This is a genomic window from Serratia sp. 4542, assembly GCF_016805595.1.
In the GTDB taxonomy this organism is placed as follows: Bacteria; Pseudomonadota; Gammaproteobacteria; order Enterobacterales; family Enterobacteriaceae; genus Serratia; species Serratia nevei.
Genome location: NZ_RXKV01000002.1, coordinates 50,193 through 71,627, shown reverse-complemented (window position 1 = coordinate 71,627; position 21,435 = coordinate 50,193). Strand labels below are relative to the sequence as shown.

Sequence of the window (21,435 nt, the reverse complement as noted above, 5' to 3'; positions counted from 1 at the left end):
GCAACCGTGCGAGCACGCGTTGCCAAAAAAATGACACTCCTTACAGAATACTAGTTTAGCCAGTGAAAGCGGCATAAAAATGAAGGAAATAAGGAGGAACCGTCAGCATTTTCCGAATAAGTTAACGATTGTTGCCTACGCTGTTTATAAGCGCTGGGTTTTTGCTTATAGCCAATGAGTTTTAACGGCTTTTTATTATTTTGACTAATACTTAACAAGTAAATCATTCAACCCCATGGAGCCTCTGCAATGAGCAAAAAACAACTGGGCCGTTCGGGCATTCAGGTGCCGGCGTTGACCTTCGGCGGCAACGTGTTCGGCTGGACGGCGGATCAAGCGACCTCTTTCAGCCTGCTGGATGCGCTGGTGGACAATCAGCTCAACTTTATCGATACCGCCGACGTCTATTCCAGCTGGGCGCCGGGCAACCGGGGCGGCGAATCGGAAACCGTCATCGGCGAATGGCTCAAGAAGAGCGGCAAGCGCGACCAGGTGATCATTGCCACCAAGGTGGGCAAACCGATGGGCGAAGGCAAACAGGGGTTGTCGCCGCGCTATATTCAGCAGGCGGTGGAAGACTCGCTGCGCCGCCTGCAAACCGATTATATCGATCTTTACCAATCGCACGACGATGACCGCGATACGCCGTTGGAAGAGACGCTGGCGGCGTTCGATGCGCTGATCAAGGCCGGCAAGGTGCGGGCGATTGGCGCCTCCAACTATCAGGCGGATCGTCTGGAAGAAGCGCTGCGGGTGAGTGAAAGCAACGGGCTGGCGCGCTACGAAACCCTGCAGCCGGAATACAATCTGTATGCGCGCGAAGGGTATGAAGCCGAGCTGGAAGGCGTGGCGCAGCGCCATGGTCTCGGGGTGATCAACTTCTTCGCGCTGGCCAGCGGTTTCCTGACCGGCAAATACCGCAGCAAAGCGGATGAAGGCAAAAGCCAGCGCGGCGATCGCATCGTCGAACGCTACCTTAACCCGCGCGGCTTCCGCATTCTGGCGGCGCTGGATCAGGTGGCCGGCAAGCACGGCACCTCCCCGGCGCAGGTCTCGCTGGCCTGGCTGATTGCGCGCCCGAGCATCACCGCGCCGATCGTCAGCGCCACCTCGTTGCCGCAGCTGGATGAGTTGGTCAGCGCCACGCGCCTGACGCTGGATGAGGACGACATCCAGGCGCTGAACCACGCCAGCGCCGGGTAAGGCGCATTACTCTTGATGAGGCGGGCGGCAGCCTGCCGTATTAATCGCCGCGGCGTTCGCGCCACGTTTGCCGGTTCAGCCGGTACAAGACATGTTTTTGCAGCGGGTGCCCCGCCGGCAGGCGCGGGTGCAGGAAGGTTTCGCCGTCAAAGTGCATGCCGATGCGCTCCATCACCCGGCGTGACGGCTGGTTATCTTCGGCGGTGAAGGACACCACTTCCGGCAAGTGCAGCGTGTCGAAGGCACACGCCAGCGCAGTGCGTGCCGCTTCAGCGGCGTAGCCGTTGCCCCAGTGGGCCGCCGCCAGCCGCCATCCGATCTCCACGCAGGGGGAGCAAGGCAGGTCGTCGCCCGGCCGCGCCAGCCCGACAAAACCGATAAAGGGCGCGCCGCCTTTCACTTCCACCGCCCATAGCCCCCAGCCATGTTGCTGCATGAAGGCGCGGATGCGTTCGGCCTGCGCGTGGCTTTCTTCGGCCGTCATCGTCGCCGGGAAATAGCGCATCACCTGCGGATCGGCGTTAAGCGCGGCGAAGGCCGGCAGATCGTCGTCGCGCCAGGGGCGCAGCCGCAGCCTGTCGCTGTCGAGGGTAAGGATGGTGGACATGATGCATAGCCTCCAATGAGCAAGGGCGCGGCGAGCCGCGCCCTTGGGCCGTCAACGGAACAGCGTTTGCGCCCAGCGCGCCAGCCCGGCGGTGACCGAGCCGAAGTCGTTGCCGCCGACGATCGGAATGCCCGGCAGCTGCTGTTGCAGCGCGGCGCGCAGCAGCGGCGAACGCGCGCTGCCGCCGGTCAGGTAGATCACCTGCGGCGCGGTCTGGCTGCTGGCCAACGCGGCGCTGACCTGCTCCTGGATGCGCATCAACGGCTGTGAGATGGCGTCGGCGAGCTGATCCTGGCTGATGCTTTCCGCCAGATCGGCCTGCACGAAGCTGAGCGGCGTGCTGATGGCGGTTTGGCCTGACAGGGCTATCTTACTCTCTTCGGCCGCGCGCACCAGCCGGTAGCTCAGGCGCTGCTGGTACACTTTCAGCAGGCGTTTGACCTTTTCCGGCTCCGCCGCGTCGAGGATCAGATCGCGCAGCACGCGGCCGTTGGCGGCGCTGTAGAAGTCGTTTTGCGCCGGTACGTCGTTGGTCGCCACCGCGTTCCAGTAAGGCAGCGCCGGCAGGGCGATGCCTTTCCCGGTTTCGCCGCCCAGGCCGAACAGCGGCATCAGCTGTTTGAAGGCCAACATGATGTCCAGATCGTTACCGCCGATCCGGCAGCCGCTGTGGCCCAGCAGGCTCTGCTGACGATCGGCGCGGTCGCGCCACTGCGGGCCCATCAGCAGCACCGAGCAGTCGGTGGTGCCGCCACCGATGTCCACCACCAGCACGGTTTGCTCTTCGCTCAGCGTCGCCTCGAAGTCCAGCCCTGCCGCCACCGGCTCGAACTGGAATTCAATCTCTTTGAAACCGGCGCGTTCGGCGGCGCGCTGCAAAATGCCCTGCGCTTGCCGGTTGGCCTCTTCACCGCCGATGCCCTGGAAGTTGATCGGTCGGCCGATCACCGCTTGATCGATACCGGCCTGCAGCACGTTTTCCGCCTGGCGTTTGATGTGGAACATCATGGCGCAGACCAGGTCTTCGAACAGGGCGATCTGCTGCGGCTTCAGGCCGTTGGCGCCGAGGAAGGACTTCGGCGAGCGCACGAAGTACACCTCTTCCGGATCTTCCATGTAGTGCGCCAGCGCCTGCAGGCCGAACAGCACGCTGTCGCCGCCGACCGGAATGTCTTCTTCGCGGTTGTAACTGATGGCGCGGCGCAGCAGCTGCTGGTTTTCTTCGCTGCCGGTCGGCACCTGCCAATGGCGGTGCAGGCATTCGCTCACCGCTTCGCGGGTCGGCGCGCACAGCATCGAAGGCAGATACGGTTCGTTGTTTTCCAGCGTCAGCAGCTCGGGGCCGTGGTCGCGCATCACCGCGACGGAACAGTTGGCTGTCCCATAGTCGAATCCAATAAACATCTCTTTTTTGTCCCCATGCCAATGAAGGGGGGCGACTTTACCCGAGACGGGGCCGGTGGGCAATGCGCTGATGCGCGAGTGTCGAAAAATTTAGCGGGCGCGGCATCGGTATGCTTAACTTAATGTCCGAATTCCGCACGTCAGCGCGCCAGCCGAGCCCCATAATGCAGAAAAAACCGAACCCGAGCGTTGCCATGAATACCCAACAGCAAGCGTTGTACGACGCGCTGCGCGCGCGTGACCGCAAATTCGACGGCCGCTTTTTCGTCGGCGTCTCTTCCACCGGCATTTATTGCCGCCCGGTGTGCAGCGCCCGCACGCCGAAGCTGGAAAATTGCACCTTCTATCCGAGCGCGGCGGCGGCCGAGCTGGCGGGCTTTCGCCCCTGTCTTAAATGCCGGCCGGAACTGGCGCCCGGCCTGGCGCTGATCGATCTGGGCAACCGCTATGCACAGGTGGCGGTGCAGCTCATCGAGCAGGGCTATCTGTCCGAACACAGCTGCGAAGCGCTGGCGGCGCGGCTCGGCATTTCCGATCGCCACCTGCGGCGTATCTTCGCCGAGCAGTTTGGCGCTTCGCCGATCGATTACGCGCAGTCGCACCGGCTGCTGCAGGCCAAACGCCTGTTGGCGGATACCGATCTGCCGCTCAGCGAAGTGGCATTCGCCGCCGGTTTCGGCAGCCTGCGGCGTTTCAACGAGCTGTTCAAGGCGCGCTATCGCCTGATTCCGTCGGCGCTGCGCAGCGGCGGCGCGCGCGGTGAACGGGCCGCCGCCAGCGGCCTGGTGTTCCACCTGGGCTATCGGCCGCCCTATGACTGGGATCGCATGCTGAACTTCTTGCAGGCGCGCGCCGTGCAGGGCGTAGAGCGGGTCGAGGGCCGCCGCTATCTGCGTTCGATCTCAGTCAGCCAGGGCGGTACGGAGTATTGCGGCTGGCTCAGCGTGCAGCCGGAAGAAGCGCGCAACCGGGTCAAGGTAGAGATCGCGCCGGCGCTCAGTTTGGTCACGACGGAGGTGCTGCGCCGCGTACGCTTGCTGTTCGATTTGGACGCCGCGCCGGATCGCATCAATGAGGCGCTGGGTTCGCTGGCGGCCGATGCGCCGGGGCTGCGCTTGCCGGGCTGCGTAAACAGCTTCGAGCAGGCGGCGCGTGCGGTGCTGGGGCAATTGGTCAGCGTGAAAATGGCGGCAACCTTCGCCGGGCGGATGGCCGAACGTTGGGGAGAACCGCTGGCGGCGCCGCACGAGGGCATCACCCACGTTTTCCCTAGCGCCGAACGGGTGGCGCAGCTGCAGCCCGAAGCACTGCGCCCGCTCGGGGTACAGCTGAAGCGCGCGGCGGCGCTGATCGAGATCGCCCGCGCGCTGGGCGAAGGGCGGCTGCAGCTCGATAACGTGCTGGATATCGAACAGGGCATAAAGGCGCTGACCGCGCTGCCGGGCATCGGCAGCTGGACCGCCAGCTATATCGCGATGCGCGCCTGGTCGTGGCCGGACGTGTTCCTGGCCGGCGATTACCTGATCAAACAGCGTTTCCCCGGCATGACGCCGCGCCAGATCGAACGCTATGCCGAACGTTGGTGCCCGTGGCGTTCTTACGCCACGCTGCACCTGTGGCACAACGACGGTTGGGCACCGGAAGGGGAGGAGTGAGGCGCATTCGGGCTAGCGCGGGGCGTCGATCAGCTGCAGCAGGCGGCTCATGCCTTCGCGCATCAGGAACGCCAGCAGCTTTTCCCGCTCGGCCGGCGTCAGATGGTAGTAATACTCGATCCAGACCCGAATAGGATCCTGGCGTTTGATGTCGTAGTCGGGATGGTCGGCCTCGCGTAAGGCCGACAGGCTGCGCGCGCCGAACGGCAGGCTGTCGATATGGTATTCCAGCGCTTTACCCTGCACGCCGCTGCGGCGGCGGCTGACCCAGCCTTCGCGTCGGGCCATCAGATTGACCCCTTGCGGGGTCGAGGGCAACCCCGCTTTCCCCATCAGTTCCCTGGCGGAAAACCATTTCTTTTCCATAGTCCCTTATCCCTGAGCTATCACATGTCGAGGAAAATCAACGGATACGTCGATGTCCGCACGGGAGCTTCATCTTACTTAATCGTTTAAGCTTCAGGTGTTATTTATATCACTAATCTCGTATTGGTTAACATAATGTGAAAGATGAGAGGTGCGGCGCCGCCCGTGAGACGGCGCCGGCGAGGGAAGGCGTTAGCGGATGCCGAAGTAGCCGTCGCTGAGCAGAACCGCCAACGGCTGCTCCAGCGCCACCTGGTCGCCGTCTGCCAGATCGACGCCGACATCGCGCAGCGCCTGCAGCGTCACCGGCTGGTGGGCCGGCCCGGCGAGCGTTTGCGCCTTGATCCGATGCGCCGCGCCGTTGAGCATCGAGACCATCAGCTCATCCATCTGGTTGCAGTGCAGGTTGGTGATAAAGCGTTCATCGATGCGAATGATGTCTATCTTCTGATCGCCCAGCTCATCGAAGGCATTGATGTTATGCCCAAAGCCATTGACGATCAGTCGGCAGCCCAGCTGCTGCAGTTCGCGCAGACACGCTCGGCACTGCGCGGCGTGCTCCAGCACCACGGCTTCATCAACGCTGAACAGCTGTGCCCGCGGCGGCAGCGAGGAAGCGCGCACCGTTTCCGTCAGGAAGCGTTGGAAGTCGGTGTTCAGCAGGCTGTCGGTAGCCAGCGGCAACGCGAGCGACAGCCCCTTGCGCTTGATGTCGTCGGCGTACGATACCAGCAGCTGCGTCACCGCCCAGCGGTCGATGTCCGGCATCAGGCCGTACAGCTGCGCCGCGGCGATGAACGCCTCGTGCGGCAGCGGCCGATCGTCCGGTGCCATCACCTGCAGTTTCACGTGGTGAAACGCGGCCGACAGCGGCGTTGCCGGCGGCGCGACCGCGCGGGTCAGCAGCCGCAGCTGCCCCTCGCTGATGATCGTCTGTACCTCCTGTGGGTTCAGCAATTCATGCTGCCGTTCCAGCATCTGTTTTTGCCGCGTTTCGTACAGATAAACCTGGCCGCGGCCGTGGTGCTTGGCGGTGTAGCAGGCGATGTCGGCCTGGGCCAGCAGTTCGCTGCTTTTGGCGTCGCCGCCGATGCGCGTGATGCCGGCGCTGGCGCCGACGCGATAAATTTTCCCTTCCCAGTAGAACGGATGCTGGCTGATTTGGCTGACTACCTGTTGCATCAGCGATTTCGCCTGCTCCAGCCGGCAGTCGAACAGGATCAAACCGAACTCGTCGCCGCCTAGCCGAGCCAGGCAGTCGCTGTTGCGCAGCTGGTGCCGCATCAGCTGGGCGATGTCCCGCAGCAAGGCATCACCCGCCGCGTGGCCGGCGGTGTCGTTTACCGCTTTGAACCGATCCAGATCGAGGAACACCAGCGAATGCGACGACGACGGTTCCCCGCCGGCGGCGATCGCCGCCTTCAGCTGCTTCTCGAAGCGGGTGCGGTTCGGCAGACCGGTCAGCGCGTCGTGCGAGGCGCTATAGCTGAGTTTTTTCATCAGTTCGCGCGAGGCGGTGACGTCCTGCAGCACCATCACCGCGCCCATGGTTTCGCCATCGAGGGTTTTCAGCGGTGAGACCGACTGCTGCACGTCGAAATAACGTCCGTCGCGGCTGTGCAGCACCAGCGCGTAATCCGCCGGCCACTGCCGCGGGTATTGCGTGAGGTTTTCGATTTCCGGGCCGTCTTTGCCATTGGTCAGGCGTACCACGCCGGCGACCGGCATGCCGATCGCCAGCTCGAGCGGCCAGCCACACATCTGCTCGGCCACCGGGTTCATAAAGGTGATGCGCAGGTGGCTGTCGGTGGAGATCACCCCTTCGCCGATGGCGTCGAGGGTGATGTGCAGGCGCTCTTTTTCTTCGTGCAGCGCCTCGGCGAGGATCTTGAGCTCGGTCATGTCGATATTGGTGCCGATCATGCGCAGCGGCTGGCCCTGGTCGTCGAGGATCACGTTGCCCTGGCCGCGAATATGGCGCAATTTGCCGCCGCGCGTGGTAATGCGAAATTCCATAACGAAAGGCTTGGGAGCGGCCAGCAGCGCGGCCAGCTCGCGATCGGTACGCTCGCGATCTTCCGGCACCAGCAGGGTGCGCCACAGCGCCAGCGTCGGCGTTTGGTCGGGATTGAGATCGTAGAGTTCGAACATGCGCTGATCCCAGGTGAAGTTTTCCTGGCTCATCACCCATTCCCAAATGCCGACGCCGCCCACCTGGTTGGCCAGCGTAATGCGCTCCACCAGCCGGTTGTTCTCCGCCTCGCTGCGTTTGAGGCCGCTGATGTCCTCGACCTGAGAGATGAAGTACAGCGGTTGCCCTTCGGCGTCGCGCACCAGCGAGACGGCCAATAGCGCCCAAACGGTCTGGCCGTCGCTGCGGATATAGCGTTTCTCCATGGTGTAGCTGCTGATGTGGCCGTCGAGCAGATCGTGCAACTGGCTGAGATCGGCGTTGAGGTCGTCCGGGTGGGTGATGGCCTGGAACGTCAGGCGGTGCAGCCCTTCCGGCGTATAGCCGAGCAGTTTGCACAGCGCCTGATTGACCTGCAGCCATTTGCCCTCCGGCGACACCAGCGCCATGCCGATGGCGGAATACTCCAGCGCGCTGCGAAAGCGGCTTTCGCTCTCGACGATGTGCTGTTTCTCCACCCGGAAGGTGTGCATCACCATCGCCATCGCGTGTGCCGGGATCAGGATCAGCAGCATCGGCAAGTACAGGCCAAGCTCACCGAAGACGTGTGCAGAGGCCTGCAGGTGCAGCACGCCCAGCGAGATCAGCACCGTGATCAGCAGCAGGGTGCAGAAACAGACGGCGAAGGCTTCGAAGCGCGGCAGCGCGATGGCGGCCCACAGCAGCGGCAGGATGACGAAGGTGAACGGGAACGGCAGATAGGTCAGCGCCAGGTAGCTGAAGGCCAGGGAGCCCATCAGCGTGAGCAGCAGCGGGTAGGGGTTCAGCGCCGCCAAGGTGCGGCGGTGATAGGTGAGGCCGAGCGGCGCCAGCGACAGCACCCCTATTGCTTCGGAGATGAACCAGATGCCGAACGATTGCCAGAACGTTTGATCCGGCGTGGGCGAGAGCCCGGCGGCCAGCAGCGCGCTGAACAGCGGGGTGAAGATCACGGCGCACACCACAAAGCGCAGCCAGCAGCCCAGATCGCTCAGCGGATCGTTCGCCGGCAGCGTGCGGCGCAGCAGCAGGGCGCAAACCGCCGCTTCCAGCAGGTTGATGGCGGCCAGCTTGACGGGAGTGGCGCTGACGCCGAACAGCAAGAAACTGGCGAGCACGATGCCGAGGCCGCTGGCCAGCAGCGGCAGGCCCCAGTGGCGCGGGGCGTGGCGGTACAGCACGGCGATCGCGGCGGCGGTCGGGAACCACAGCGGCGTGAAGTGGCGGGCTTCGCTGGACAGCGACAGGCTCAGCAAGGCGAGCAGAAACGTCGCCAACGCCACTAACAGGGAATGCGTCAGCATGACGCCTTTGTGGGTGCCGAACGTGTTCGGCGCGCTGATCTCCATAGACACCCTTACCGATGGCCTCTGTCAGTGATTGGATTCATGACGTGGATGAATTAAGACGATTTATTGGCAAAGGGTAGTACAGCGCGAGAGGAAAACCTACCGGGAAGGCCGACTTTGCTGCGTTAACGCAAACCCGGCGACAGAATGACGAAAAAGCCGGCGCGGGGCCGGCTTTTGGCGTATTACAGCAGGAACAGGGTGGCGAGGCCGAGGAAGATGAAAAAGCCGCCGGTGTCGGTCAGCGCGGTGATGAGCACGCTCGAGCCGACCGCCGGATCGCGGCCCAGTTTGAGCATGGTCATCGGGATCACCACGCCCATCAGCGCCGCCAGCAGCAGGTTGAGCAGCATCGCCAGCGTCATCACGCCGCCCATCGCCGCGTCGCCGTACAGCAGCCAGGTGATCACGCCCATGATGCCGCCCCACACCACGCCGTTGATGATGGCCACCCCCAGCTCTCTGAGCATCAGGCGCGAGATGTTGCCGACTTCGATCTGGTGCAGCGCCAGCGCGCGCACGATCATGGTGATGGTCTGGTTGCCGGTGTTGCCGCCGATGCCGGCGACGATCGGCATCAGCGCCGCCAGCGCCACCAGCTGGGAAATGGTGTGTTCGAACAGGCCGATCACGCGCGAGGCGACGAACGCGGTGCAGAGGTTGATCGCCAGCCAGGCCCAGCGGGTCTTGACCGCCTTGCTGACCGGGGCGAACACGTCTTCTTCCGGGCTTAAACCGCCCATGCGGCGCAGGTTGGTGTCGCTCTCTTCGTTGACGGCGTCGACGATCTCTTCGATGGTCAGGCGGCCCATCAGTTTGCCCTTGGCGTCAACCACCGGGGCGCTGATCAGGTCATAACGCTCGAACGCGCCGGCCGCTTCATCGGCCTTGTCTTCGGGCTGAAAGGTGGCGGGATCGCTGTCCATCACTTCGCGCACCGGGATCTCCGGATCGTTCAGCAGCACTGCGGTCAGCGGCAGCTCGCCCAGCAGGGTGTTTTTGCGGTCGGTGACGAACAGTTTATCGGTGGCGTCGGGAATGGTTTTGCGCATGCGCAAAAAGCGGTGCACCGCGCCGAGCGTGACGTCCGGCCGCACCGTCACCAGTTCGAAATCCATCATCCAGCCGACGCTGTCTTTGGCGTACTGGCTCATCTCGCGCACCTGGGCGCGCTGCTCCGGCTCCAGCGAGGTCAGCAACCGGCCCATCAGGTTACGCGGCAGGTATTGCGCCAGGTAGGCCTGTTCGTCGACGTCCAGCGTTTTGATCGCTTTGAGCAGGTCTTTGTCGCTCATTTCCTCGATCAGGCTGTCCCAGACCGGCTCGGCGACCTCCACCAGCGTCTGGCCGCGCTTGCTGTTGCCCACCAGCCGCCACAGCGCCATACGTTCATCCTGCGGCAGCGCTTCCAGCAGGTCCGCCAGGTCGGCGGCGTGCATGTCGTCCAACAGGCCGGTGATTTCCGCCGTCTGGTTCAGCAGTTCGCTTTGGCTGAGGGCGTGCTCATCCCCTGGCCGGCCGAGAATGCCGTCGACCAATTCCTTATTGTTCAACAACAGAGTGAGAATGCGCTGGCGGTGTTCAGCGACTTTTTTGACGTTATGGGTTGCGGCTGACATGGTGTTCCTTAACGGGCGCTCGGCGTTCCTGACGCAGGCTCATTAAAAGATAGAGCATAGCGAGTGCCGGAGTCATTTTTATGAAACGGACGGGGCGCGGCGGTTATTCAGGGGAGGCGTCCTGTTGCGGCGCGCTGACTTCGGCGGCGTTTTGTGCAGCGGCCTGCTTTTTTTCCTGATGATGAGGCACCGCCACCACGGCGGCGTACAGCAGTCGGCCGACTAAAATGATAAAGCTGATAAACAACACTATCTTCGTCATCTGTCCGGTGGTTTTCTTGCGCATATATCACCCGGTATGCCGGTATCCTGTGTTATTCGCTCGAGAATTTGTAACCGGATTTTAGGCGCTGATGACAAAAGTTGTCCATTTTTTTCCGGCGTGCGGCACGGCGCATTAGGGTTTCGTTTAGGTTGTCGGGGCGAGGGCGGAAAGAAAAACCCCCTGTCTGGCAGGGGGCGGGGGGATCAGGCGGAGCGCTGTTCGTCTTGCGAGCCTTCTTCGTCGATCAGCAGCTTCCAGCCGACGACGTCGTTCCAGTAGGCCTGCTCGCGTTCGAAATCGAGCTGCACCAGGTTGTTCTGCGCCAGGTAGCCGGCCGGGAAGCGCAGCGTCCAGTGGTTGTCGTCGGTGGTCAGGCGCAGCGTTTCCGGCGTGGTGGTCGACTGACGCTGGTTGTTGAGCAGGGTGCTCAGACGCAGCAGCTGGATCAGCGGCAGGTAGTGTTTCTTCTTGAACAGGTTGAGGCGAGGCAGCTCTTCCAGCTTGATCGCCTTGCGGTGGAAGCGCACCAGCGCCGCCAGCAGCAACTGCTGTTCCTGGTTGAAGCCAGGCAGGTTGGAGTTTTGCAGAATGTAGGCCGAATGGCGGTGCATGCCGCTGTGGTTGATGCTCAGCCCCACCTCGTGCAGCATGGCGGCCCATTTCAGCAGGGCTTCCAGCTGCGGATGCGCCAGCTTGGTGTTCTGCGCCATCCACTGCGAATAGAGCAGCTCGGTGGTTTCCAGCACCCGCTTGGCCTGCTCGCGATCGATGTTGTAGTGATCGGCCAGGCTCTTGGCGGTGCGGCTGCGGATGTCCTGGTGGCGGAAACGGCCTTCCATTTCATACAGCACGCCTTCGCGCAGCGCGCCGTCGGACAGGCGCAGATCGCGGATCGCCAGCGCATCGAACACGCCGCACAGGATAGCCAGCCCCGGCACGAACACCGATTGGCGATCTTCCGACAGCCCCGGCAGGCTCAGTGAACTGAAGCTTTTGAACTGCAGCACCTGCTCGGCGAGCATTTCCAGGCGATCCAGGGTGATGAGACCGTCTTTTTCCCCCATCGCCACCAGCACTTCGTGGGCGGCCTTGATGGTGCCCGAAGCGCCCAGCGCATACTGCCAGCCCTGAATGCGGTACTGCCAGGCCAGCGTTTCCAGCTTCTGCGCCGCCGCCAGCCGCGCGCGGCGGAAGTTGTTTTTGCTGATCTCGCCGCCCGGGAAGAACAGCTGGGCGAAGCTGACGCAGCCCATGCGGCGGCTTTCCGCCAGCAGCGGCTCGAAGTCTTCGCCGATCACCAGCTCGGTGGAGCCGCCGCCGATGTCGATCACCAGCTTGCGGCCTTTCTCCGGCTGAGTGTGCTCCACGCCCATGAAGATCAAACGTGCTTCTTCCTGACCGGCGATGATTTCGATCGGGTAGGGGATCACTTTGGCGGCGCGCTTGAGGAACACTTCGGCGTTCACCGCCTGACGCAGGGTGTGCGTCCCGACGATGGTGACGTTATCCGCCGGGAAGCCCTGCAGCCGTTCGGCAAACAGGGCCAGACAGGCCAGGCCGCGTTCTATCGCCTCTTCACTGAGTACGTTGTTGCTGTCCAATCCGTCGGCGAGATGCACCCGCTGTTTTAAACGGCCCAATACCTGTAAGGCGCCGTTGACGACGCGGGCGATCACCATGTGGAAACTGTTCGACCCGAGGTCGATGGCGGCGATTTCCTGCGGTTTGTTCGTTGCAGTGTTTTTTAGCGGCATAGTTGCTGGCCTACTGTCCTGGTTGTTCCAGAGCTTTTAAATACTCGTAAATAGCCACCTGGGCACGCACTTTGCGGCGGTTGCCGCGCGGCACGTACTGGTTGCTCAGTTCTTTATCCACATAACGGGCCTTGACCGTATCGCTGAACAGGATCTCCAGGATGTCCAGAACGCGCTGTTTCAGCGCCGGATCCAGCAGCGATACCGCCACTTCGATACGGTAATCTATGTTGCGGGTCATCCAGTCGGCGGAGGACAGATATACCCGTTTGTCACCTTTATTGTCGAAAACGTACACCCGATCGTGTTCCAAAAAGCGATCGACGATGCTGATCACCTGAATATTGTCGCTGATCCCCGGCAGGTTGGGAATCAGGGAACACATGCCCCGCACCAGCAGGCGGATCTTCACGCCGGCGCCGGACGCGGTATATAACCGATCTACCAGCCCTTTATCCACCAGATTATTTATTTTCAACATAATGCCGGCCTGTTCCCCGGCCTGGGCGTTGGCGATTTCGTTGTCAATCAGCTCATACAGTTTCAGGCGCGAGTTCTGCGGCGACACCATCAGGTTGTCGAAGGTGACAGGCCGGTAGGGGTTCTCGATAAAGTTGAATACCCGGCGTACCTCGTTGGTGATGCGTGAGTCGGCGGTCAACAGCGAATAGTCGGTGTAGATGCGCGCGGTTTTTTCGTTAAAGTTGCCGGTACCGATATGAGCATAGCGCACAATTTCATCACCTTCACGGCGCGAAATCAGGAACAGCTTGGCGTGGATTTTCAGGCCCGGCGCCGAGAAGATCACGTGTACGCCGGCTTCGGTCAGGCGCTTCGCCCAGTGAATGTTGGCCTCTTCGTCGAAGCGCGCCTGCAGCTCGACCACCACCGTGACCTTTTTGCCGTTGTGCGCGGCGTGGATCATCGATTCGATGATGCGCGAATCTTTCGCCACCCGGTAGATGTTGATCTTGATAGCCAACACGCTCGGATCGAACGACGCCTGGCGCAGCAGCTCCAGCACGTGCTCGAAGGTGTGGTACGGGTAGTAGAGCAGCACATCTTTTTCGCGAATGGCGTCGAAGCCGTTGCGGAAACCGTCGAACCAGATGTGGCGCAGACGCGGCAGCGGCTTGTTGACCAGGTTGGCCTTGCCGACGTTCGGGAAACTGATGAAATCTTTGAAATTGTGGTAGCGGCCGCCGGCGATCACCGAATCGTAGTTGGAGATGCCCAGCTTGCCCCGCAGCAGCTCCACCATTTCGTTCGGCATGTCGCGCTGATACACGAAGCGCACCGGCTCGGCGGTCAGGCGCTGTTTCAGGCTGGAGGACATCAGTTCCAGCAGGCTGGATTCCATTTCGGTGACCAGATCGTACTCCGCGTCGCGGGTCATTTTCATCGAGTAGGCGTTGAGTGCGTCGTAGTCGAAGAAGCCCTTGAAGATATCGTCCAGGCAGTAGCGCAGAATGTTGTCCAGCAGGATCATCGGCTTACGGCGGCGCGGCGCTTCCGGCGGCAGATTGACGAAGCGCGGCACCTTGTCGGACGGGATCTCCAGCAGCGCATAGTCGATGCGCGCGCCGCGAATGATCTCCACCGCCAGGTAGGTGTAATCGTCTTTCAGGAACTGCACCAGGTTGGTGTCGTGGTTGATCAGGATCGGCGTGATGTGCTGGCGCAGATGCTGTTTGAAATATTGCCGCAGCCAGATTTGCTGGTTCTCGGACACCTGGCGTTCGTTGATCAGGAAGATCTGATTGCGCGCCATTTCCAGCAGCAGATCGTTGTACAGGCCGTCGAACTCCTGATCGGTTTTCAGCACCTTGGCCTGGATCTTTTTCAGCAGGTGGCGCGAGGCGCCGGCGGAGCCTTGCTCTTCGCTGATCAGGATGCGCCGTTTGAGATCGGCGAAGCGGACTTTATAGAACTCGTCGAGGTTGTTGGAGTAAATGCCCAGAAAACGCATACGTTCAATCAGGGGATTGCTCTTATCTGCGGCTTCCTGCAACACGCGTTCATTAAAGGATAACCAGCTTAGTTCTTTTTCGATGTAGAGCTTTTCCTGACCCATTGCCACTCCAGTTCAAATTTAGAATAGGATCCGGGACGCAGCGCCCGGATGCCGCTCTAGTGTCCTTCATCATTATTGCGAGAGATTGACAGGAAAGTCCAACATATCCATTGCGTTGGCGCGCGGCGTTTTTTGGCGGCAGTAAATTTTCGCCGATGCAGGGCGCAGGGGGGTGGAATGAGCAGCATGAAATGAAGGTTAGCAGGCTTATTCTTGGTGATATTAAGCGTATTTACGTTCATTTTTCAGCAATATATCAACGCCATATTGTCTGTTTGCAGTGTAAAAAACCTGTAGTGTGGCGGGTAACTTTGTCATGCAAACGTCATAAAACTGACATAAGATGCCCGGTTATCTTACGGCGCAAGCCCGATTACATCAGCGACAGCGAGACACATGACACAGACGACGGCCAATCAACATCCCCGAGATCGCATGCGCGGGCGCATCGACCGCGGCGTGCAGGCGGCAGTAACCGCCAGCGGGCTGATGGTGCTGATGACGTTGATGCTGATCTTCGTCTATTTGCTGTTTGCCGTGCTGCCGCTGTTCAAACCGGCCTCGCTCGGCCAGGCGCAGCCACTGCCGATCGCGGCGTCGGCCCCGGTGCTGGCGCTGGGCATGGACGTGCAGCAGCGCGTCGGTTACCGCATCGACGCGCAGGGCGCGGGGCAGTTTTATCGCCTGACGCCGGCACCGAACGGCCAGCCCCAGGCGCCGCTGGCGCAGCAGACGCTGCTGGCCAAACCGGCGCTGCTTGCCCAGGCCGCCGGAGAGCGCGATCTGTTTGCGCTGGCGCAGGCCGACGGCCGGTTAGTGGTGACGCGCGCGGATTTCGCGACGGCGGAAAACGGCCGGCCGCAGTGGCTGTTCCCGCTCGGGCAGCAGCCGTTGGCGCTGGATCCGCAGCGCAAGCCGCTGAAACGGCTGTCGCTGGCGGATGCCCATCGCGGGCAGTATCTGCTGGCTGGGGTGACCGACGATCGGCGGCTGGTGTTCGGCCGTTTCAGCCCTGACCGGCCGCCGCAGTTCAGCGAGCGGCCGCTGGAACAGGATGCAGAACAACTGGTGCTGACGCCGGATGGCCGCCAGCTTTACCTGCTGACCGGCAACCGGCTGGCGCGTTATCAGATCGACGGCGCGCAGCTGCAGCTGCGTGAAACGCGTACCCTTGGCGAACATGCTCCGTATCAGATGACGGCGCTGCCCGGCGGCAGCGCGCTGTTGATCAAGGGCGCCGACGGCAATCTGCGCGAGTGGTTCGAAGTAGAAAAAGAGCAGCGCTGGCGCCTGACGCCGGTGCAGCATTTCGACCATGGCGCCGACGGGCAGGAGCTGACGGTGGCTGAGCCCTATCGCCGGGTGTTCGCCACCCTGCGGCCCGATGGCGGCTTCTCGCTGTTCTCCACCATTCAACCGCAGCCGCTGCTGAATACCCGTTTGGGCGCCGAGGTGCAGCAGATGGCGTTTGCGCCGCGCGGCGATGGCCTGCTGCTGGAGAGCGCGCAGGGCTGGCAGCGCTATGCGCTCGACAACCCGTATCCGGACGTTACCTGGCGTTCGCTGTGGGGCAAGGTGTGGTATGAGAACTACCCGCAGCCGGCCTATGTTTGGCAGTCCACCTCCGGCGAAGACAGTTACCAACCCAAATTCAGCCTGATGCCGGTGATCTTCGGCACCTTCAAGGCGGCGGCTTACGCGATGCTGTTCGCCATTCCCCTGGCGCTGGCCGGCGCCATCTATACCGCTTACTTTATGACGCCGGGGCTGCGGCGGGTGATCAAACCGGCTATCGAAGTGATGGGCGCGCTGCCGACGGTGGTGATCGGGCTGGTGGCCGGCATTTGGCTGGCGCCGATCATCGAGCAGTATCTGTTGGCGGTGCTGGCGTTGCCGCTGCTGCTGGCGGCGGCGGTGCTGCTGTGCGGCGCGTTGACCCATCGCTTTATGCCGCGTTGCCGGCCGGGCGTCGATCTGCTGTTGCTGTTGCCGCTGCTGGCGTTGACGGTGTGGCTGGCGCTCAGCCTGGGGCCGCGGCTGGAGGTGGCGCTGTTCGGTGAGCCGCTGCATTTCTGGCTGGGGGATAATTACGACCAGCGCAATGCGCTGGTGGTGGGCGTGGCGATGGGCTTCGCGCTGGTGCCGATCATCTTCTCGCTGGCGGAGGACGCGCTGTTCAGCGTGCCGGCCACCCTGAGCCAGGGCTCTTTGGCGCTGGGCGCCACCCAATGGCAGACGGTGATCAAAGTGGTGCTGCCTTCCGCCAGCGCCGGTATTTTCTCCGCGCTGATGATCGGCTTTGGCCGCGCGGTGGGGGAAACCATGATCGTGCTGATGGCCACCGGCAATACGCCGATTATCGACGGCAGCCTGTTCCAGGGGCTGCGGGCGTTGGCGGCCAATATCGCCATTGAAATGCCGGAGGCGGTCTCCGGCAGCAGCCATTACCGCGTGCTGTTCCTGACCGCGCTGGTGCTGTTTGTCTTCACCTTCGTGTTCAACACGTTGGCGGAGGCGGTGCGCCTGCGGCTGCGCAAGCGCTACACGCCGAATCAGGAGGCGCCATGAAGAACTGGGTGAAGAGCGGGTCGCCGTGGATATGGCTGACCGCCGGTTCGGTGGCCGTCAGCCTGTTGGCGCTGATCGGCATTCTGTTGCTGCTGGCCGGGCAAGGGATGCGCTATTTCTGGCCGAGCCCGGTTTATCAGTTTGAGCTGAATCAGAACGGCGCCGGGCCGGTGACGGTGATCGGCGAGCTGTACCAGCAGCAAAGCATTTCGCGCCGCCAGCTGACGGAAGCGGGCGTGGCGCCGCCGGGCGAGGCGCAAAGCGTCGAACGCTATCTGATCAAGGTCGGCAACCGCGAGCGCGAGGGGCAGGACTTCCGCACGCTGCTGGCCAGCGACATTCGCAGCCAAAGCACGCCGCGCGGCCTGCTGGTGCTGGAGCGCGACAGCCACGGTACCGCCTACGGCTATCTGGCGGGGCTGCTGGAGGATGGGCAACCGCTGACCGGCCGCAATCTGGGGCAGGCGTTGCAGCAGCGGCTGCCGCAAATCGCCGCGCTCTCGCGCCAGGCGCACGATATTCAATTCCGCGATATGGCGCGCATCAATCAGCAGTTTGACGCGCTGCGGCTGAGGGAAAAGCGCCTGCAGCGCGACGATAAGCTGGACGCCCGTGCGCAGGACGCCATCAAGGCCGAGCGGCTGGAGTTACAGCGGCAATACCAGCTGCTGTCCGAACGCCTGACGGGGCTGAACCGCGATCGCCAGCGCGATGCGCTGCTGCTGCGCGACATGCACGGCCAGACGTTGACCATTCCGCTCAGCCAGGTGCGCGATGCCTGGTACCCGAACGCCATGAACACCACCGAGAAGCTGGCGCACTGGGGCGAGCAGGTGAAGAAGTTCCTCACCGACAGCCCGCGCGAAGCGAATACCGAAGGCGGGGTGTTCCCGGCCATTTTCGGCACGGTGTTGATGGTGATCCTGATGTCGATCGTGGTGATGCCGTTTGGCGTGATCGCGGCGGTATATCTGCACGAGTATGCCGGCAACAATCTGCTGACGCGGGTGATCCGCATTGCGGTGGTCAACCTGGCCGGCGTGCCCTCGATCGTCTATGGCGTCTTCGGCCTCGGCTTTTTCGTTTATATGATAGGCGGCACGCTCGACCAGCTGTTCTATCCTGAATCCTTGCCCAACCCGACCTTCGGCACGCCCGGCGTGCTGTGGGCGGCGCTGACGCTGGCGCTGCTGACGCTGCCGGTGGTGATCGTCGCCACCGAGGAGGGGTTGTCGCGCATTCCCACCTCGCTGCGGCAGGGCTCGATGGCGCTGGGTGCCAGCCGGGCCGAGACGCTGTGGCGCATCGTGCTGCCGATGGCGGCGCCGGCGATGATGACCGGCCTGATTCTGGCGGTGGCGCGCGCCGCCGGGGAGACCGCGCCGCTGATGCTGGTGGGGGTAGTGAAATCGGTGCCGGTGCTGCCGGTGGACGAGATTTTCCCGTATCTGCACCTGGAGCGGAAGTTTATGCATTTGAGCTTCCAGATCTACGATATGGCATTCCAGAGCCCGAGCGTAGAGGCGGCGCGGCCGCTGGTGTTCGCCACCGCCTTCCTGCTGGTGACGATCGTGGTGAGTTTGAATCTGGCGGCGATGGGTATCCGCCATTCGTTGAGGGAGCGGTACCGAGCATGGTCGCAGTAACAATGACGCTATTTTTGGGGAGTGCGTAATGGGTTTGATGACGCCAGGCAGTTTGCCCCGGCTGGATGTCCAGCATCTCGACGATGAACAGACCGCGCTGGCGGTCAACGGCCTGAACCTGTTTTATGGCGATAAACAGGTGCTGCACGATATTTCGCTGCGTATCCCGAAGCACCGGGTGACGGCCCTGATCGGTCCCTCGGGCTGCGGTAAATCGACGCTGCTGCGCTGTTTCAACCGCATGAACGATCTGGTGGACAACTGCCGTATCGAGGGCGAGCTGCAGCTGAACGGCGCGGCGATCTCCGGCGCGCAGATCGACGTGGCGGCGCTGCGGCGGCGGGTGGGCATGGTGTTCCAGCGGCCGAACCCGTTCCCGAAATCGATCTATGAAAACGTGGTGTACGGCCTCCGGCTGCAGGGCGTGCGCGACCGGCGCTTGCTGGATGAGGCGGTGGAGCGTTCGCTGCGCGCCGCCGCGCTGTGGCATGAGGTGAAGGATCGGCTGCGCGAAAATGCGTTCCGCTTGTCCAGCGGCCAGCAGCAGCGCCTGGTGATCGCGCGCGCCATCGCCATCGAGCCGGAGGTATTGCTGCTCGACGAGCCGACCTCGGCGCTGGATCCGATCTCCACGCTGACCATCGAAGAGCTGATTTCCGCGCTGAAACAGCGTTACAGCGTGGTGCTGGTGACGCACAACATGCAGCAGGCGGCGCGAGTCTCCGACTACACCGCCTTTATTCATCAGGGCCGGCTGGTGGAGTATAACGACACCGACGCCATCTTCACCTCGCCGCGCCAGCGTCGCACCGAGGATTATATTACCGGGCGGTATGGTTGAGTTCTGGGGGCGTTGCATACGGCGCCCCTTTTCCCGTTTTTGTGTTTCCTCCGATTATTCTCGCTAACACGGCAAGCACGTCTTTTCACTGGCTACATTAATAAAAATAATTCTCATTTGCATGGACGGAGCCAGCGAATTGTTTATAATTCGCCAATCTGTGTAAATCAGTGTAAATGGATGTGTTTGAATGTGTGCATGGAGGCTTGGCGCCTGGTCGCTATTATTAGCGTTTTGCAGCTCGGCGTGGTGCGCGGAAATCACCAGCCCTGCCGATCGCGACAGCATTACCCAACAGCAGAAATCGTTGCTGGAACAGGCGCAGCAGCAACGCGAGGCGCTGCAAAATAACGTTGAACTACCGGCGCTACCGCTGCCTGAGCCGGCCACTGCAGGGGCGGTTTGCCAACCGGTGCGGCAGATCGTTTTTCAGGGCGCCGAACATCTTTCCTGGTCGGTAAAAGAAAGCCTGGCCCGCCCGTATCAGGGGCGCTGCCTGACGCTGGAACACATCAACCGTCTGGTGCGCGAAACCACCAATGCTTATCTGCAACGCGGCTATGTCACTTCGCAGGCCTGGCTGCAGGAGCAGGATATCTCCCGCGGCGTGTTGACCGTCAGCGCCAGCGAAGGGCGAATCGAGTCCATCACGCAGGGCGGCGAGCAGACGCTGGCGTTGAAGATGGCGTTTCCCGGTCTGGTTGGTGACGTATTGAATCTGCGCGATATTGAGCAGGGCATGGAGCAACTCAATCGCCTGCCGTCACAACAGGTGACTATCGATATTCAACCTGGCGAGCAACCCGGCTTTTCCAAAGTGGTTTTGCTGCGCGGTGCCACGCGCGCACCGGTCTCTTTCTCTTTCGGCGCCGATAACAGCGGCCAGAGAAGCACCGGCACCGGGCAGATGAACGCCGCCTTCTCGCTGGATAATCCGCTGCGTCTCTCCGATCAATGGTCGCTTTCTGCAGCGCGCAATAACGATTTCAGCCCGCATCATCGCAGCCGCAGCCTGAACGGCAGCGTCACCTTACCCTATGGCTATTGGCTGTTCAGCTACCAGTATGCCTGGAACGATTTTTTCCAGCAGGTGCCGTTCAACGGTGCCACTTACCGCTATCAGGGCAATAACCAGACCCAGCGTTTGGGCGCCAACCGCACGTTGCTGCGGGATGGCAAACGTAAGCTGGCCGTCGATATCGGGCTGGCGCGGCGCACCACGGAAAATAAGCTGGCGGGGGAACGGTTGGGCGTCAGCAGCCCGACGCTCAGCATCGCCAGCCTGGGCCTTAATTACAGTGCGGTCGCGGGCGGCGGCTATATGACGCTGAACCCGACGGTAAGCCGCGGGCTGCGCATGCTGGGCGCTACCGCCGACGATCCGGAGCGCGACGGAGCGCCGCGCAGCGAGTTCCGCAAGCTTGGTCTCAGCGCCAGCTATTTCTATCCGCTCGCCCCCTCTCTCTACTACCTGACCTCGGCCTACGCACAAACCAGCGCAGACAACCTGTATGCCGGCGAGCGCATTTCCATCGGCGGGCAATACTCGGTGCGTGGCTTTAAAGAGCAGTACCTGACCGGCAATCGCGGCGCCTACTGGCGCAATGAACTCAACTGGCAATGGCAGACCTTGCCGGGGCTGGGGGCGCTCTCTTTGACCGGCGCGTTAGACGCCGGCTGGCTGCGGGGGCGCGCCGGGCAGATAGACGGCGGTAGCGTCGTCGGTGCGGCGCTGGGCGCCACGCTAAGCGGCCGCTGGTTCAATCAGGCGGTCACCGTCGGTAAACCGTTGACGCACCCAGACAGCCTGCAACCGGATCGTTGGGTGGCCTACTGGCAAGCCACCGTCACGTTATAACGCCAGCACACAGCAGGAGCGCCTCGGCGTTCAAAACAACATCCTTTCGAAGGAAT

At 62.2% G+C, this 21,435-nt stretch carries 14 protein-coding genes; 6 read left to right on the top strand and 8 right to left on the bottom strand.

Going from position 1 to position 21,435, the window contains the following annotated elements; genetic code table 11:
- Positions 1-249 precede the first annotated feature (249 nt).
- Positions 250-1,203 carry an aldo/keto reductase gene (locus EKL15_RS01425; protein ID WP_100396702.1) on the top strand — a complete coding sequence of 318 codons (954 nt, stop codon included), beginning with the start codon at positions 250-252 and terminating at the stop codon, positions 1,201-1,203.
- Positions 1,204-1,243: 40 nt separating this feature from the next.
- Here EKL15_RS01425 and EKL15_RS01420 read toward each other — a convergent pair whose 3' ends face one another.
- The gene (locus EKL15_RS01420; protein ID WP_102984290.1) at positions 1,244-1,810 is read right to left on the bottom strand and encodes a GNAT family N-acetyltransferase; all 567 of its coding nucleotides are present in this window, start codon (positions 1,808-1,810) and stop codon (positions 1,244-1,246) included.
- A 51-nt stretch (positions 1,811-1,861) separates the two neighbouring features.
- On the bottom strand, positions 1,862-3,214 hold the full coding sequence (yegD, locus tag EKL15_RS01415) for a molecular chaperone (protein WP_203088685.1): 1,353 nt from the start codon (positions 3,212-3,214) through the stop codon (positions 1,862-1,864).
- 164 nt (positions 3,215-3,378) lie between these two features.
- Between yegD and alkA the strand changes: the two genes are divergently transcribed.
- Complete coding sequence (gene alkA / locus EKL15_RS01410; RefSeq protein ID WP_203088683.1) at positions 3,379-4,869, top strand: DNA-3-methyladenine glycosylase 2; 1,491 nt, start codon at positions 3,379-3,381, stop codon at positions 4,867-4,869.
- Between the two features lie 12 nt (positions 4,870-4,881).
- Here alkA and EKL15_RS01405 read toward each other — a convergent pair whose 3' ends face one another.
- From EKL15_RS01405 to ppk1, 6 genes are all read right to left on the bottom strand, one after another.
- On the bottom strand, positions 4,882-5,235 hold the full coding sequence (locus EKL15_RS01405; RefSeq protein WP_049200678.1) for a DNA-binding protein: 354 nt from the start codon (positions 5,233-5,235) through the stop codon (positions 4,882-4,884).
- Positions 5,236-5,427: 192 nt separating this feature from the next.
- Positions 5,428-8,754, bottom strand: a complete 3,327-nt coding sequence (locus EKL15_RS01400) for a diguanylate cyclase (RefSeq protein WP_203088681.1) — start codon at positions 8,752-8,754, stop codon at positions 5,428-5,430.
- Positions 8,755-8,939: 185 nt separating this feature from the next.
- Positions 8,940-10,373, bottom strand: coding sequence for a magnesium transporter (gene mgtE / locus EKL15_RS01395; protein WP_015378729.1), 1,434 nt, complete (start codon positions 10,371-10,373; stop codon positions 8,940-8,942).
- A 103-nt stretch (positions 10,374-10,476) separates the two neighbouring features.
- Positions 10,477-10,659 carry a YfgG family protein gene (locus EKL15_RS01390; protein ID WP_149571687.1) on the bottom strand — a complete coding sequence of 61 codons (183 nt, stop codon included), beginning with the start codon at positions 10,657-10,659 and terminating at the stop codon, positions 10,477-10,479.
- A gap of 182 nt (positions 10,660-10,841) precedes the next feature.
- Complete coding sequence (gene ppx, locus EKL15_RS01385) at positions 10,842-12,392, bottom strand: exopolyphosphatase (RefSeq protein WP_049200673.1); 1,551 nt, start codon at positions 12,390-12,392, stop codon at positions 10,842-10,844.
- Positions 12,393-12,402: 10 nt separating this feature from the next.
- Positions 12,403-14,466 carry a polyphosphate kinase 1 gene (gene ppk1, locus EKL15_RS01380; RefSeq protein ID WP_033648827.1) on the bottom strand — a complete coding sequence of 688 codons (2,064 nt, stop codon included), beginning with the start codon at positions 14,464-14,466 and terminating at the stop codon, positions 12,403-12,405.
- Positions 14,467-14,862: 396 nt separating this feature from the next.
- On the opposite strand from ppk1, the gene EKL15_RS01375 reads away from it, so the two are divergent.
- The 4 genes from EKL15_RS01375 to EKL15_RS01360 all read left to right on the top strand — a co-directional run bounded on the left by EKL15_RS01375 (position 14,863) and on the right by EKL15_RS01360 (position 21,379).
- Positions 14,863-17,034: an ABC transporter permease subunit gene (locus EKL15_RS01375; protein ID WP_149571686.1), complete on the top strand. Its 2,172-nt coding sequence runs from the start codon at positions 14,863-14,865 to the stop codon at positions 17,032-17,034.
- A complete protein-coding gene (gene pstA / locus EKL15_RS01370) occupies positions 17,031-18,680 on the top strand; it encodes a phosphate ABC transporter permease PstA (RefSeq protein WP_060424845.1) in 1,650 nt (549 codons plus the stop codon). Before EKL15_RS01375 ends, pstA begins: the two co-directional genes overlap by 4 nt.
- Before the next feature lie 28 nt (positions 18,681-18,708).
- Positions 18,709-19,521: a phosphate ABC transporter ATP-binding protein PstB gene (pstB, locus tag EKL15_RS01365; protein ID WP_004941613.1), complete on the top strand. Its 813-nt coding sequence runs from the start codon at positions 18,709-18,711 to the stop codon at positions 19,519-19,521.
- Between the two features lie 190 nt (positions 19,522-19,711).
- Positions 19,712-21,379 (top strand): ShlB/FhaC/HecB family hemolysin secretion/activation protein, encoded by a 1,668-nt coding sequence (locus tag EKL15_RS01360; RefSeq protein WP_203088679.1) that lies wholly within the window; start codon positions 19,712-19,714, stop codon positions 21,377-21,379.
- The last annotated feature ends 56 nt before the right edge of the window (positions 21,380-21,435 follow it).